The sequence below is a fragment of the Spirosoma agri genome (assembly GCF_010747415.1).
Classification (GTDB): Bacteria; Bacteroidota; Bacteroidia; order Cytophagales; family Spirosomataceae; genus Spirosoma; species Spirosoma agri.
Map to the genome: position 1 here is coordinate 1,126,796 of NZ_JAAGNZ010000002.1, position 14,326 is coordinate 1,141,121.

Here is a 14,326-nt window from a genome sequence, read left to right on the forward strand (position 1 = left end):
CCGATGCTGCGCTTCCTAAACCCAGTTCCATGCGCTTCTTACCGTTACTGTTCCTAGGAGTTTGTCTGCTTAACAGGGCATTTGCTCAGCAACGGGGTGCTCCCAATGCTCCACCGACACTGTTCCCGGCGACGGGCTACGTGCGGGATGCCAAAACCGGTAAACCCATTCAGGGGGCCAACATTGTGGTCGTTGACGTATCGAAAGGGTACGTAACGGCCAAAGATGGCTTCTATATCGTGCAGTTACCGCCCGGTAAGTACATTCTCCGGTTCTCACACGTTGGTTACCGAACAAAAGAGGACACGATATCGCTGCAAAAAACGCTCTTTCGGGAAGTGCTGATGGACGATGACGCCAAAGATCTGGAAGAGGTTGTCGTAACGAGTGAAACGCCGGATCGGAATGTGCGGAAGGTCGAGATTGGCGTTTCGCAACTGTCGATTCGTAGCATCCGGCGCATTCCGCCCTTGATGGGTGAGGTCGATATTGTGCGTAGTCTATTACTGCTGCCGGGCGTCACGACCGTGGGTGAAGGAGCGCCGGGTTTCAACGTTCGGGGGGGCAGCGCCGACCAGAACCTGATCCTGTTCGACGATGCGCCGATCTTTAATTCAAGCCATCTGATGGGGTTCTTTTCGGTCTTCAATCCCGATGTCGTTCGCGATGTAACCCTCAATCGGGGTGGGGTAGCGGCTACGTACGGCGGACGGGCTTCGTCGGTGCTGGATGTGAAAATTCGGGAACCAGATGCTACCAAATGGCTCGTAAATGGCGGTATCGGTATTATTTCGAGCCGGTTAGGTATTGAAGGGCCGATCGTCAAAAACAAACTATCGTTTCTGCTGGCCGCCCGAGCTTCGTTCAATGATTTCCTATTTAAGCTGGCCCCCCCAAACCTGAAAGACACAAAGGCCAATTTCTACGACCTGACAACTAAGCTCAAATACCAGCTGAGCGAACAGCACACGTTTACCTTCACGGGCTACGTGAGTCGGGATATATTTAAGCTGGCTTCGGACTCGCTGTCGGGGCAGGAGATCAACGCGTCATCGACCCAGTTCAATTACCAGACCCTGACCGGATCACTGCGCTGGAATTACTTCGTCAGCAAACAGTTGAACCTGGCCACGTCGGCCATACTCAGCCGCTATCAGGCTGATCTGTCGTCGCCCGATTCGTCGAATGCGTTCCAGTTGAAGTCGGGCATCTGGCATCGTCAGTTAAAATCCGATCTGACGTACACGCCCAACGAGACGCACCAGTGGCAGGTCGGGATCAGCGCCATCGATTACCTCATTCAGCCCAACACCCGCATACCCGGTCCATCGTCCAATGTGTTACCGATCGATCTGGCGCGGGAACGGGCTTACGAACTGGCGGCCTATATCCAGGACGAATGGAAAGTAAACGCCAATGTGTCGCTGATCGCGGGGTTACGGTATTCCACGTTGCTCAACCGGGGGCCTGAAACGGTTCGGACGTATCAGGAAAATGGCCCTCGTCAGGACGAAACGGTGACCTCGACGGAGGCTTACGGGAAAGGTGCGGTTTACCACACGGCGGGTGGACTAGAACCCCGGCTGGCCGTTCGCTGGTCGGTAGGTGAGGGTAACGCCATCAAGGCCGGCTATAGTCGGCTCCGGCAGTATATCCAGCAAATCACGAATACGACGGCGGCTTTACCTACCTCACGCTGGCATTTGAGCGATAACTACACAAAGCCGCAGATTGCCGATCAGTGGTCGCTGGGCTATTTCCATAATTCCACCAACAACGTCATCGAAGCATCGGGTGAAGTGTACTACAAAACGTTGACCAATGCCATTGACTACCGGGATGGGGCTGAGCTGCAACTGGCCGAAGCGGTTGAAACCCAAATCGTGCAGGGCAGTGGCCGGGCGTATGGGTTTGAAGGTTTAGTGCGTAAAAATAAAGGGCTCTGGAGTGGTTTCATCAGCTATACCTACGCCCGTACGTTTCTGACGATGGACAGTCCATACCCCGAAGAACGGGTGAACAACGGACGGGCCTACGCGGCTAATTACGATAAACCGCACACCTTAAACGCACTGGCCGTTTACCGTCCGTCGGCCTGGTTCAGCTTGTCGTTGAATTTTACGTACAGCACGGGTCGACCAACAACACAACCGTCGGCGCTGGCCAGCATCGGCGGGGTACTCGTTCCTATTTACCTCGACCGGAATCAACAACGGGTGCCGGATTACCACCGGCTCGACTTTTCGATGACATTCGAGCAGAATCCGATCAAGAAAAAGCGCAACCAGAGCAGTTGGGTATTCGCGATTTATAACGTGTACGCCCACAAGAATGCCTACTCGGTCTTCTACAAGCTAAGTCCGGCTTCCTCGTCAGATGCGTACAAGCTGTCTATTTTCGGAACCGCCTTCCCATCCCTCACCTATAATTTTAAGTTCTGATCATGAATCATTTCAGACTACTACTGTGTGGGTTTGGCGTGCTGCTGGGTGTCCTCTCCTGCGTGACTGAATTTCAGCCCGATACGGTTAGTATTCCCGTCTCGCTCGTCGTGGAAGGCCAGATTACTAACCAGCCCGGCCCGTACACCATCAAACTGACGCGCACCGCCGATTATTCGTACAAAAGTTTAAACCTTCTCGAAACGGGGGCCATCGTAACCATTGACGACAATCAGGGTAATCGCGAGACATTGACCGAACTATCATCGGGTGGGATTTACCGAACAAAAGCGACGGGTATGCAGGGGGTGGCCGGACGAACGTATAAAGTGACGATTGTGACGAAAAATGGAAAGCGTTATGAATCAGATACCGAAGTATTGCGGGCCGCTCCACCAATTCAGAAATTGTACTACGAATATACCGTCGAAGGCGAGTCGCTTGTCAGCGCTAAAAACCAGGGCTGGAATGTGTATCTGGACATGAAAGACCCCGAAACGACCGGCGACTACTACAAATGGGACTGGGCGCACTATGAAGGGATCGATATCTGCTCCAAAAAAGAACAACTCGATGGCCGGATTCTGGGATTGCCCTGCTGTTCGCCCTGCTGGGATATTGTGCGCTGCTACAATTGTATCAGCGTGAATTCCGACGCCAACATCAACGGGCGCGAAATCAGCCGGCAATTCATTATGCGCGTACCTTACAAAGCAACCAGCCGGTATTATCTGGAGGTGCAGCAGCAGGCCATCAGCAAAGGAGCCTACACATTCTGGAAGAGCGTACGGCAACTGACGACCAACACGGGCGGCCTGTTCGATGCCGCTCCGGCAACGGTGCAGGGGAATATGCATTGTGTGAGCGACCCGGCTACTATGGTGTTTGGCTACTTCGGCGCAACGGGTCTTGCCGAACAATACATCTTCGTCGACCGGAGTACCGGACAGGGTACGCCCGATGTCGATGCGCCCTTCTATGTGCCGGACCGGGCCGCCTGTGTCGAATGCGAAAACAGCCTGTACCGAACTCCTGTGACACCGCGTTGGTGGTCCTATTGAATGGTTTGGTTGCCTCTTGAAAAAATAGTATTTTTGCGAAAATACAGCATACTATGGCCCCCCCGGTAAAAATCCTCGTTTTACGCTTCTCATCCATCGGCGACATTGTTCTGACGACGCCCGTTGTGCGATGCCTGAAACAGCAGTTATCGGGTGCTGAGGTGCATTTCTGTACCAAACGGGGGTATCAGTCCATTGTCGAGAATAACCCGTATATCGATAAAAGTTATTTTCTCGATGATAGCTTGAACGACCTGATTGGCCAGCTCCGGGCCGAACGGTACGACTACATTATCGATCTGCATAACAACCTGCGGACGCGCATCATCAAGCTCCGTCTGGGCGTTCGATCCTACAGCTTCGACAAACTGAATCTGCGCAAATGGCTCTACGTCCGCTGGAAGGTGAATGCCATGCCGAACATCCACATTGTGGATCGCTACATGGCAACCGTGCAGCCGCTGGGCGTTCAGAATGATGGGCGGGGACTGGATTATTTTATTCCCTACAAAGATCAGGTAGAAACCGACTGGCTGCCCGAAACCCACCGCCACGATTATGTGGCCTACGCCATCGGCGGGCAGCACGCGACCAAAAAGTTGCCGGTGCTACGGATGATCGAACTTTGCTGGAAAATAAACCACCCCATCATTTTGCTGGGGGGCAAAGAAGACCGCGAAGCGGGCGATGAAATAATACGTGCCGTTGGTGATCAACTGGTTTACAACGCCTGTGGTCAATACAATCTGAACCAATCGGCGTCCATTCTTCAGGGCGCGCGGATCGTATTCAGCCATGACACCGGACTCATGCACATTGCGGCTGCCCTCCGGAAAAAAGTCTACTCGATCTGGGGAAATACTACGCCCCAACTGGGTATGTACCCCTACAAGACACCGTACGTCGTGCTCGAAAAAACGGGGCTGGAGTGTCGTCCGTGCTCCAAAATCGGTTTCGATCAGTGCCCGCTGAAGCACTTCAAGTGCATGAACGAACTCCCACTCGATTTCGAAATCAAGGAGCTTCGCAAGAAGAAAAATCTGGAATAAATTCCATTACTGGTTTTCCTGAAAACAGCCACTCGTCGTCTCGCTATTGATCGCCGGAAGACGGTTGATCTTCTAACCAAACAACTTTTTGTTCGGCAACATGCGGTTGACCCAGTATGTTGCGGTACAGTTCAGGGCGTCGGGCATTGCGGTAACGATGACCACCGGCCTTCCAGAGCTTTTCGGGATCACACGTTGCGGTGACGACCTCGTCGCCTAACTGCTTGCATTCGGCTACAACGTCGCCGAATGGGTCCAGAATCATCGAACAGCCATTCTTTAACTGGTCGTCATCCATCCCGATTGGATTACTGAAGACAACGTACACGCCATTGTCGTAAGCGCGGGCGGGGAGCCATTTCATCAACCACGCCCGACCTTTCAACCCGTCAAATTCCAACCGAAGAGAAGTTGGGTCCAGTTCCCGATTTTCCCACAACGCCGGGTCCACGAAGCCTGCGCCGGGTCGTGGCGATGGGGTACACATGGTAACGTGCGGCATGAAAATAATGTCAGCCCCCAGCAAAGCCGTAGCGCGTACATTCTCGATGATATTGTTGTCGTAGCAGATCAAAATACCGCATGTCCAGCCGAACAGGTCAAATACCACGTACCGATCGCCGGGCAACAGATGGGGATTGATAAAGGGATGTAGTTTTCGGTATTTTGCGATCAGCCCATCTTTCCCGACACATACGTAGGCTTTGAATAACTGATCCTGTTCATCTTTTTCGAACAGACCCGCCAGCACCACAATATTGTTGTCACGAGCAATACGCGTCAACGCCTGAGTACTGTCGCCATCTGGAATACGTTCGGCCAGGTCCAGCATCTGGTTTCTGGAAAGCTGACGGGCGAAGGTGTAGCCGGTTACAGAACACTCATGAAAGGCGACGACCTGAGCACCTTGCTGGGCGGCCTTGGCTGATAGCTCCCGAATCATACCCAGATTATAGGCTTTATCACCACTTGCGTTTTCAAACTGAGCCGTTGCAATAAGAAGGTTATTCATCCTGTCTGTTTTTGTTGGTTGAAACAAAAGTAAATGACGGTGAAACCAGACAATTGTATAAATCCGACAAACAGATCAGAGGACAGGCGGAGTTGTCAGCAGCATCACGTTCACGGCCAGACGTTGTGTATTGGCATTGTACTGGCTGGGTGTTATACCGACGAGATTCGTAAACTCGCGGATGAAATGGGCCTGATCGTAATAACCAGCCGTGTACGCCAGCTCGGTCAAACTCATGGCATGGTTGCTCCGGTGAATTTTGAGGCAGTTTTGTAGACGCGCTATTCGGGAATATTGTTTCGGACTAAGGCCAACAAACTTGTCGAAACGACGCTCCAGACTACGTTCCGTCATGTTCAGTTGACGGGTCAGTGCCTGAATCGGCACCATTCCCTGCGTACTGTGAATAAGCTGAATCCCCGTTTGAATGGAAACTGACTCATGGTTGATATTTTTCCAGCGTTTAAGAAGGAAATGCTCGATTCGGTTAATGCGGCTGATTGTGGTCACTTCCGATACTACTTGTTCCTGTAACTGTACGCCTTCGTAACCAAACACGTCGGAAAGAGTAATCAGATAGTTCGTCGTTTCGATGCCGGGAATGCCCGAAATGGCGTGTAATCCCCAGGGATGCAAAACAACGATAAGCATACCAATATTTTTCCCGGAGCGTAGGTTGTGATACCGATCCAACTGCCCGTAAACGAAGCTATCTAGCGGACTGCCATTTTGTGTGTTCGTCGTAGGCTGGAAAATGGAATCCGCATAAGAGAAAACAAGGCCGGGATGCCCATCGGGAAAAAAACGGTGGTTGCGACCAGTCACTGCCTGACTCTCGATAATCAGGTAGTGCTTGACAAGTCCCGCAAGTTCTGGTGATGGCGTTAATTGCATAAACGTTGTCTTCGCTCTCTGGGTTACCGTCAAACCTTGATGCTGGCCGGCTGACCAACTACGTCCAGTTTAAAGACATCGGGTCGCGCGTAGTGACCAATGCAGTCGAAATCCAGCTTGCTCTTGGCTAGCGTCGTGAAGTCCAGTTCTGCGGTCAATAATCCTTCCTGATTCCAGAGCGGTCCCGCCAAGATCTCGCCGAGTGGCGAAATAATAACGCTGCCGCCCCGGCTCATCATATCCGGTTCATCGGCCAGATCGTCCTGATACCGCGTTGGGTAATCCGCCTTTCGAACGAATTGATTGCTTGCCAGTACGAAGCAGCGACCTTCCAACGCGATATGTTGCATGGTCGATTGCCAGGAGTCGCGCGCGTCCGCAGTAGGCGCCAGATAAAGCTCGACACCTTTTTGATACATTGCCATCCGGGCTAACGGCATGTAGTTTTCCCAGCAGATCAGCCCCCCGATGCGCCCCAGTTCCGTATCGAAACTAACGAGTGTACTGCCGTCGCTTTCGCCCCAGATGTATCGCTCAAGACCGGTTGGCTTTAGCTTGCGGTGTTTCCCCAGGAATGTGCCATCGGGACCAAAATAGAGCAAAGCGCAGTGTAAGGTACCGCCGAGTGGTTCCCGTTCGGTTACGCCAAGTGCGATAAAAATCCCCGCTTTTTTTACAGCCTCACTAATTCGATCGACCTGTACGGATGGCACCTCGATGCTGTTCGACCAGTAATCCAGCCACATGGCCCGGCCTTTATCGGTACGTCGTCCAACGATAGCGTCGAACGTCAGGCCGCGCGGATAGCAGGGAATGAACGACTCGGGGAAAAGCAGCAGTTGACAACCTTCCTGCGCTGCCCGCTCGATCCAGGAAACAACAAGATCGATACTCGCTTCCAGATCGAATAATGCGGGCGTTGCCTGTACGACGCCAACCTTTACGGTTTTAAACGTTCTCATTGACGCTGTCTGCTTTTAGTTACCCCATACCCGGAACGCTTCGCCCGCGCCAAACGAAGACTGATCGGCGGGTAATTCCATGAACGCGTCGGCCGCTAACAGATTCGCAAAATCGGCGGAACCTGAACCGGGCAGTGGGTGCGCCAACATCCGACCGTCGGGTTCGGACGTGAGCCGGACCGGCAGGAAATACGTAACCGCGGGCTTGAACGTAACGGGTGTGGCCAGTTGCGCATAACGTGGCGGGGCGGGTGCTAACCCCAGCGACGCCCGCAGGTAAGGCAATACGTAGCGATACGCGCACAACACCGTTGAAACCGGATTGCCGGGCAGCGCAAAAACTGTCTTGTCGGCGGTCGTGCCGAACCAAAGTGGTTTTCCAGGGCGCTGAGCGATCTGGTGAAACTGTTTTTGAACACCAAGTTGCGTCAGAACTGCCGGAACGAAATCGGCTTTCCCCGCTGAAACGCCCCCGCTCAAAATCAAAACATCGTTCGTTTCCAGCAGACTGGCCAATCGGTCGGCCAATACCGCTTCGTCGTCGATGATGTGGTGCAACGTGGCCGATATACCCATCGTCAACAGTGACGCCCGAAGCATGTAGGTATTCGACCGACGGATCTGGTAGGGGAGGGGCGTTTCATCGACATCCACCAACTCATCACCCGTTGAGATCAGCGCCACGCGGGGGAGGACAGTGACCGACAAGGTGGCTTGGCCCACTGAAGCAGCTACGGCAATGGCCGACGGATCAAGCCGTGTGCCAACGGGCAGCAATTCATCGCCTGCCCGGCGATCAACCGCCTGACGGTGAATATGCTGACCCAGCTCAATGCCGCTGATCGTCACCGTTGCCTGACCATCCGTAACTGTTATATCTTCGTAGCGAACAACCGTATCGATCCCGTCGGGAAGTATCGCGCCTGTCATTACTTCCAGGCAGGCACCTGCGTCGGTTAGGGTTTGCTGCGGTTGCCCGGCCAGCTGTCGGCCAGCTACGGGGAATATCCGTTGCCCGGTGGCGTAGGTCGAAAACTGAATGCCGATTCCATCCATGGCAACCCGGTTGAAGGGGGGGAAATCGCGGTCGGCACGAACGGCTTCGCGGAGTGTGCGGCCAGTGGCCTCGGTGAGTAGGACCGTTTCAGCGGGTAGCGTCAACAGGTGCTGTTGAGTGATGGAAAAAGCGTCGGCAACGGAGAGCATAAACAGTGGGAGAATGAACGCACAATGTACGCCGAAAAAACGCTACTCTACAAATGGATGAATACCTTTGCCTCTTCGCAGTGCCAGGTGTCTGGCCGATTTAATCACCCGTTGAAAAGCTTATGAGTACGTTATCGCACCTTGACGCAAACGGCAACCCGGCGATGGTCGATGTGGGGGCCAAAACCAGTAGTCGCCGAACGGCCCGCGCCCGCAGTGTGGTCGCGTTGGGCCCCGACATCATGCAGCATCTAAGTAAGTCTGGCTTGTCTGGTTCTGATATTCAAACGAAAAAAGGGCCTGTTTTTCAGACGGCGATCATTGCCGGTACGATGGCAGCCAAACGAACCGACGACCTGATTCCGCTTTGCCACTCCCTCGGACTCGACAGTTGCCAGATCATAATCACGACCGATGGGCCAGATGCCATTATCGACTGTCTGGTGTCGACCGAAGGAAAAACCGGCGTCGAAATGGAAGCACTGGTCGGCGCATCGGTGGCTGCATTGACCATCTACGACATGTGCAAAGCCCTGTCGCATGACATTGTGATCAAGGAAACTAAATTGATGGAAAAAACAGGTGGAAAACGGGATTTCAAGCGGGCGTAAACTCAGTGGCCTTGTGCTGATTGGCGGGCGCAGTACGCGTATGGGTCAGGATAAATCGGTACTGACCTACCACCATAAACCCCAGCGCGAACACATGACTGATCTGCTTCTGCCGTATTGCGATACGGTGTTCTGGTCGGTCAACCCGGGGCAGGCGGCTGAACTGACCGACTCGGCGCAGCCCCTGATCGTGGACGCATTTGCCAATCTGGTCGGTCCAATGAATGGAATTTTATCCGCGTTTCAGATCGCGCCCGATGCTGCCTGGCTGGTGGTGGCTTGCGATATGCCGCTGCTGACGACGCGCTCCTTCGATGCGCTGGTCGGGGGGCGTGATGCGTCGAAGCCGGCGACCGCTTTTTACGATTCTGACGGTCGGTTTCCGGAACCGTTGCTCTGCATCTGGGAACCACTGATCCTGCCGACTCTGCAAAACGCTGTTGCGGCTGGCCGTTATTCACCCCGTCAGATGCTGATGATCACCGATGCCCACCTGCTGACCGCTCCCGACATTCGTGAGCTGGTGAACATCAACGATCCCGCTGCGCAGGCTGCGCTAAAACATCGGTCCTAAGCCAGAGGTTTACAGGAAAACGCTATGCGATGAATCCATTCAGACGATTACTGTTCGCTGCCGGGTCCGTGCTTTTGGGGACGGCGGCGCCCGCTCAGCGGGTTACGCCTTCACCCGAACTGCGCGACTTTAGTGAGCAGCGGATTCGGCACCAGAAAACGCTTGGGCTGACGCTGGGCGGTTACGCACTGGCGAATATTGCGGTTGGTAGTATTGCCGCTGGTCAAGCATCGGGTGAGACGAAGTATTTTCACCAAATGAATGTATACTGGAATCTCGTCAATCTGGGCATTGCGGGAGTCGGTTTGTTGGGCTCACGAAAAGCAGATGCCAAGGGCGAAACGCTGGCGCAGGCCGTCCGACGGCACGAAACCATGAAGCAAATCCTGCTGCTGAACGTGGGGTTAGATGTTGCGTATGTCGTGGGTGGGGCGTATCTGCGCGAACGCAGTCAATCGCATCCCGACAAGAGCGATCAGTTGCAGGGATATGGTAAATCGATTATGATACAGGGTGGGTTCCTGTTCGCGTTCGATCTGGTTAACTACGTTATTTTTAAAAACAGGGGTGACAAACAAGAGGTCAAACTCATATCCGCCGGCCCGATGGGTGTAGGGATCGTTGTGCCAATCAAGTAACGGTTAGGGTTGTAGGGGTCTGGTTAATCGCTGAACTTATCGGTGTGAGGCTCGGTTTTGCGATAATTCACTAATCGCACTAGCGCTCCGGCGCAGGAGACATGAAAGACCATTTACTGCCTTTTCAATCGTTTATTGATAACGCTATTGCGCTGCTTTGTAACGACCCGGATGCCATCGGATTAGCCGTTGGCGGCTCCTGGATAACAGGCGCTATGGATGCCTACTCGGATCTCGATCTGGTACTGATAACAGCCAACGCTGTAGCGCCAGATGAGAATGCGATGCGCGCTTACGCATCCCGGTTCGGTACGCTGTTATCGTCGTTTCGGGGTGATCACGTTGGTGAGCCGCGCTTGCTGATTGCGTTGTACGAATCACCTTTGCTGCATGTCGATATTAAGTTTTTGACCATCGATGAATTTGACCAGCGTGTCGAAGACCCGGTCATTGTCTGGGAACGCGATGGTGCATTGACGAGCGTTCTTCAACAGTCGCAGGCTCTGTATCCACCCTTTGATTACCAGCGGACCGAAGATCGCTTCTGGATATGGATGCACTATGCGGCCTTGAAAGTTGGACGGGGTGAGTATTTTGAGGCTATGGATTTCCTTTCGTTTGTGCGAAATGTAGTGCTTGGGCCTATGCTGCACCTGAAAAAAGGGAGTCTGCCCAGAGGGGTACGACGACTGGAAACTATTGCTGATCCCGCAGATTTGGTGAGCTTGATACAAACCATCGCGACGCCTGACCGAAATGCGTTAGTTGACAGTCTACAGGCCTGTGTCCGTTTATACCTTGCGTTGCGTGATGTACAGGCTCCGGCTGCATTGCACCGGAACGATGCGGCACAGAAGGCCGTTATGACTTATTTGACCACAGTTTAGCAAATGCAACAGCAGCAAATAAAGACGAGTCAGCCCCTGGCTAACGACGATGATTTTTTGCGGGAAGCCATCCGGCTGGCTCGCGAGGGTATGATGTCCGGACAGGGCGGTCCCTTTGGTTCGGTTATTGTACGCAACGGCGAAATTGTTGGCCGGGGTAGCAACCAGGTGACCTCGACAAACGACCCGACTGCACATGCTGAGGTCGTTGCCATCCGCGATGCCTGCCAAAAGCTGGGCACGTTTCAGTTGGACGGCTGTACACTCTATGCCTCCTGCGAACCGTGCCCGATGTGCCTGGGCGCTATCTACTGGGCGCGGCCCAGCCGAATTGTTTACGGGGCTTTTCATTACGACGCGGCCCGTGCCGGGTTTGATGATCATTTCATTTACAGTGAGTTAGAGAAACCCCGCGAGGAGCGTCGCATTCCGATGCAGCAAGTGTTGCGCGACGAAGCCAACGTTGTCTTCAACGAGTGGATTGCCCAGGAAAAACGAATAGCCTATTGATGAAACCAATCCGACGGGATTTACCTGATTAACCGGATTTGGCTTCTCAAGACTAAATCCTGTTAATCAGGTAAATCCCGTCAAAGAGAAAAACTGTACTTTTGTAAAAAACTGATTACGTTATGCCAGGAATGGAATTCTTCGGAGCGGACGAGCGCAAAGAAATCAACGATGTGCTGGAGACCGGCATCCTGTTTCGATACAATCACGAAGCGATACGCAACAATATTTACAAAGCCCGCGAGTTTGAGGCTGAGGTTGCTAAACTAGTCGGCGCGACATACGCCCATGCCGTATCGAGCGGTTCCACGGCGGCTTTGTGCGCTATGGTCGCAGCTGGCATTGGCGCGGGCGATGAGGTAATCGTCCCCCCGTTCACGTACATTGCGACTATCGAAGCGGTCCTGATGGTGGGCGCACTACCTGTTTTTGCCGACATCGACGAGACGCTTTGCCTAAGTGCCGATGGCATCCGGAAGGCTATCACACCCCGTACCAAAGGTGTTTGTCTGGTGCACATGTGTGGACAAATGGCGGATATGGACGCTATCATGGCGGTCATTAATGAGCATAACCTCGTGTTGGTCGAAGATGCCGGACAGGCTATGGGCGCGAGCTACAAAGGCGTGTCGACAGGCTTGTGGGGTAAAACCGGCGCTTATTCGTTCGATTTTTTCAAGATTGCTACGGCTGGCGAAGGAGGTATCATGGTCACAAATGATGAGAAGGCTTACAACTATGCTGACTCGTACTCGGACCACGGCCACGACCATATTGGCTCTAACCGGGGTATGGAACAACATCCGGTTTTGGGTTTCAACTACCGGATCAGCGAACTTCACGCAGCGGTTGGTCTAGTCCAAACGCGCCGGGTGCCGGAGATTATTCAGAACAATAATGCGCATAAAAAGCAGCTCATGACGGCATTGGGTCAGGTGCCGGGTGTTTCGTTTGCCCGCATTCCCGACACGAATGGCGACTCGGCTACGTTCCTGAATTTACTCTTACCGGATACCGAAACGGCTGGCCGGTTTGTTGCCGAACTAAATGCCGCTGGCGTTGGTGGATTCAACTACTGGTTCACGAATATGTACCACTTCATCAACCAGTGGGACCATATCAAAGAGATGCGTACGGCTTCGGCTTTGCCCATCGAAAAATTCGGCGCTCCGCAAGACTACAATAACCTTGATATTCCGAATGCACAAGCGGTGATCGGTCGGCTGGTTTCGTTTGGTATTCGCGCTACGTGGACAAACGATGAAGTCGCTGCGCTGGCGGCAAACATCGAAGCGGCCGCTCGGAAAGCAACCCTGGTAGAAGCGTAAAGTCTTTATAACCAATACGGTTTAACAACACAATGGTAGCAACGCCAACACCAACTATACACAAAAATTTCAAGGGGGTCGAGAAAACCGTTTACGGACGGGGTAGTTTCGGGCAACTTGATGCTATTCTGGCTCCGCATCGTGCCGACAACGAAGGCTATTTTGTCTTTCTGGTCGACAATTACTTCAAGGGCAAACCGCTCGAAGGGCAGGTTCCGGCTCATGCCGAAGATCTGAGTTATTACATCAGCGTCGAAGAACACGAGCCCACAACCGATCAGATCGATCAGCTCCGCGATGAGATTCTGGCCAAAAAAGGGCTGCCATCGGGCGTTGTTGGTATCGGCGGTGGTAGCATCATGGACATTGCCAAAGCGCTGTCGCTGATGCTGACCAACGAAGGATCATCGACGCTCTATCAGGGCCTGAACCTGATCAAAAAGCCAGGGGTTTACCACGTTGGTGTACCGACCATTTCGGGAACGGGCGCTGAGGTGTCGATGACGGCTGTACTGACCGGTCCGGTTAAAAAACTTGGCCTGAAGTGCGAATGGACCGTGTTCAACCAGATCGTGCTCGACCCCGAACTGATTGCCAGCGTGCCCCGTAACTGGTGGTTCTACACCGGTATGGATACCTACATCCACTGCGTAGAATCGGAGAATGGTCGACTGAACAACGCCTATTCACACGCCTATGCCGAGCAGTCGATGAAGCTTTGCCGGGAAGTGTATCTGGGCGAACACTCCGGTCAGACCCCCGAAAACGACGACAAACTGATGGTTGCTTCGATGATGGGCGGGCTTAGCCTGACCTACTCTGAGGTGGGCGTTTGCCATGCGTTGAGCTACGGACTGTCGAAGATTCTGGGAACCCGCCACTGCTATGCCAACTGCCTGATCATGAATCACCTCGAGGATTACTATCCGCAGGGCGTTGCTGAGTTCAAGGAAATGGTCGCCTATCACCAGATCGACCTGCCGCAGGGCTTGTCCAAAGACTGGAGCGACGATACAATCACGCAGATGGCGCACGTATCGTACAATCTGCCGCACATGTGGCTACACGCTATCGGCGACAACTGGCAGGAGGTCATCACCATTGATGTACTGAAAGATCTGTTCCGGCGGCTATAAATTTATTCTAACTGTTG

The 14,326-nt window shown here is 53.3% G+C and carries 14 protein-coding genes; 10 read left to right on the forward strand and 4 right to left on the reverse strand.

From position 1 onward, the window contains the following. Positions 1-29: 29 nt before the first annotated feature. Genes GK091_RS21300 through GK091_RS21310 form a run of 3 tightly spaced genes read left to right on the forward strand, consistent with a single transcriptional unit; the run spans position 30 to position 4,551 of the window. On the forward strand, positions 30-2,441 hold the full coding sequence (locus GK091_RS21300; protein ID WP_164042964.1) for a TonB-dependent receptor: 2,412 nt from the start codon (positions 30-32) through the stop codon (positions 2,439-2,441). A gap of 2 nt (positions 2,442-2,443) precedes the next feature. Beyond that, complete coding sequence (locus GK091_RS21305; protein ID WP_164041892.1) at positions 2,444-3,502, forward strand: DUF4249 domain-containing protein; 1,059 nt, start codon at positions 2,444-2,446, stop codon at positions 3,500-3,502. Positions 3,503-3,555: 53 nt separating this feature from the next. Continuing rightward, on the forward strand, positions 3,556-4,551 hold the full coding sequence (locus GK091_RS21310) for a glycosyltransferase family 9 protein (protein WP_164041893.1): 996 nt from the start codon (positions 3,556-3,558) through the stop codon (positions 4,549-4,551). A gap of 43 nt (positions 4,552-4,594) precedes the next feature. On the opposite strand, the gene GK091_RS21315 is transcribed toward GK091_RS21310, so the two are convergent. The 4 genes from GK091_RS21315 to GK091_RS21330 all read right to left on the reverse strand — a co-directional run bounded on the left by GK091_RS21315 (position 4,595) and on the right by GK091_RS21330 (position 8,625). Beyond that, entirely contained in the window at positions 4,595-5,563 is a 969-nt protein-coding gene (locus tag GK091_RS21315) for a nitrilase family protein (RefSeq protein WP_164041894.1), read from the reverse strand. A 75-nt stretch (positions 5,564-5,638) separates the two neighbouring features. Continuing rightward, positions 5,639-6,457 carry an AraC family transcriptional regulator gene (locus tag GK091_RS21320; RefSeq protein WP_164041895.1) on the reverse strand — a complete coding sequence of 273 codons (819 nt, stop codon included), beginning with the start codon at positions 6,455-6,457 and terminating at the stop codon, positions 5,639-5,641. 29 nt (positions 6,458-6,486) lie between these two features. Beyond that, a complete protein-coding gene (locus GK091_RS21325; protein ID WP_164041896.1) occupies positions 6,487-7,419 on the reverse strand; it encodes a carbon-nitrogen hydrolase family protein in 933 nt (310 codons plus the stop codon). A gap of 15 nt (positions 7,420-7,434) precedes the next feature. Beyond that, positions 7,435-8,625 carry a molybdopterin molybdotransferase MoeA gene (locus tag GK091_RS21330; RefSeq protein ID WP_164041897.1) on the reverse strand — a complete coding sequence of 397 codons (1,191 nt, stop codon included), beginning with the start codon at positions 8,623-8,625 and terminating at the stop codon, positions 7,435-7,437. 122 nt (positions 8,626-8,747) lie between these two features. Here GK091_RS21330 and moaC point away from each other — a divergent pair, with 122 nt between their 5' ends. The 7 genes from moaC (at position 8,748) to GK091_RS21365 (ending at position 14,309) form a co-directional block, all read left to right on the forward strand. Further along, a complete protein-coding gene (gene moaC, locus GK091_RS21335) occupies positions 8,748-9,236 on the forward strand; it encodes a cyclic pyranopterin monophosphate synthase MoaC (protein WP_164041898.1) in 489 nt (162 codons plus the stop codon). Continuing rightward, positions 9,208-9,810: an NTP transferase domain-containing protein gene (locus GK091_RS21340; protein ID WP_317166334.1), complete on the forward strand. Its 603-nt coding sequence runs from the start codon at positions 9,208-9,210 to the stop codon at positions 9,808-9,810. Before moaC ends, GK091_RS21340 begins: the two co-directional genes overlap by 29 nt. Positions 9,811-9,839: 29 nt before the next feature. Continuing rightward, entirely contained in the window at positions 9,840-10,448 is a 609-nt protein-coding gene (locus GK091_RS21345; protein ID WP_164041899.1) for a DUF6992 family protein, read from the forward strand. Between the two features lie 101 nt (positions 10,449-10,549). After that, entirely contained in the window at positions 10,550-11,335 is a 786-nt protein-coding gene (locus GK091_RS21350; protein WP_164041900.1) for a nucleotidyltransferase domain-containing protein, read from the forward strand. Between the two features lie 3 nt (positions 11,336-11,338). Continuing rightward, positions 11,339-11,845, forward strand: coding sequence for a nucleoside deaminase (locus GK091_RS21355; protein ID WP_164041901.1), 507 nt, complete (start codon positions 11,339-11,341; stop codon positions 11,843-11,845). Between the two features lie 122 nt (positions 11,846-11,967). Continuing rightward, positions 11,968-13,173, forward strand: a complete 1,206-nt coding sequence (locus GK091_RS21360) for a DegT/DnrJ/EryC1/StrS family aminotransferase (RefSeq protein WP_246202345.1) — start codon at positions 11,968-11,970, stop codon at positions 13,171-13,173. Positions 13,174-13,205: 32 nt separating this feature from the next. Continuing rightward, the gene (locus tag GK091_RS21365) at positions 13,206-14,309 is read left to right on the forward strand and encodes an iron-containing alcohol dehydrogenase family protein (protein ID WP_164041902.1); all 1,104 of its coding nucleotides are present in this window, start codon (positions 13,206-13,208) and stop codon (positions 14,307-14,309) included. The last annotated feature ends 17 nt before the right edge of the window (positions 14,310-14,326 follow it).

What these genes read in the sequence shown, in the direction of transcription:
- GK091_RS21300 (WP_164042964.1), top strand. Translation starts at nt 30, where the DNA reads ATGCGCTTCTTACCGTTACTGTTCCTAGGAGTTTGTCTGCTTAACAGG.
- GK091_RS21305 (WP_164041892.1), top strand. Translation starts at nt 2,444, where the DNA reads ATGAATCATTTCAGACTACTACTGTGTGGGTTTGGCGTGCTGCTGGGT.
- GK091_RS21310 (WP_164041893.1), top strand. Translation starts at nt 3,556, where the DNA reads ATGGCCCCCCCGGTAAAAATCCTCGTTTTACGCTTCTCATCCATCGGC.
- GK091_RS21315 (WP_164041894.1), bottom strand. Translation starts at nt 5,563, where the DNA reads ATGAATAACCTTCTTATTGCAACGGCTCAGTTTGAAAACGCAAGTGGT.
- GK091_RS21320 (WP_164041895.1), bottom strand. Translation starts at nt 6,457, where the DNA reads ATGCAATTAACGCCATCACCAGAACTTGCGGGACTTGTCAAGCACTAC.
- GK091_RS21325 (WP_164041896.1), bottom strand. Translation starts at nt 7,419, where the DNA reads ATGAGAACGTTTAAAACCGTAAAGGTTGGCGTCGTACAGGCAACGCCC.
- GK091_RS21330 (WP_164041897.1), bottom strand. Translation starts at nt 8,625, where the DNA reads ATGCTCTCCGTTGCCGACGCTTTTTCCATCACTCAACAGCACCTGTTG.
- moaC (WP_164041898.1), top strand. Translation starts at nt 8,748, where the DNA reads ATGAGTACGTTATCGCACCTTGACGCAAACGGCAACCCGGCGATGGTC.
- GK091_RS21345 (WP_164041899.1), top strand. Translation starts at nt 9,840, where the DNA reads ATGAATCCATTCAGACGATTACTGTTCGCTGCCGGGTCCGTGCTTTTG.
- GK091_RS21350 (WP_164041900.1), top strand. Translation starts at nt 10,550, where the DNA reads ATGAAAGACCATTTACTGCCTTTTCAATCGTTTATTGATAACGCTATT.
- GK091_RS21355 (WP_164041901.1), top strand. Translation starts at nt 11,339, where the DNA reads ATGCAACAGCAGCAAATAAAGACGAGTCAGCCCCTGGCTAACGACGAT.
- GK091_RS21360 (WP_246202345.1), top strand. Translation starts at nt 11,968, where the DNA reads ATGCCAGGAATGGAATTCTTCGGAGCGGACGAGCGCAAAGAAATCAAC.
- GK091_RS21365 (WP_164041902.1), top strand. Translation starts at nt 13,206, where the DNA reads ATGGTAGCAACGCCAACACCAACTATACACAAAAATTTCAAGGGGGTC.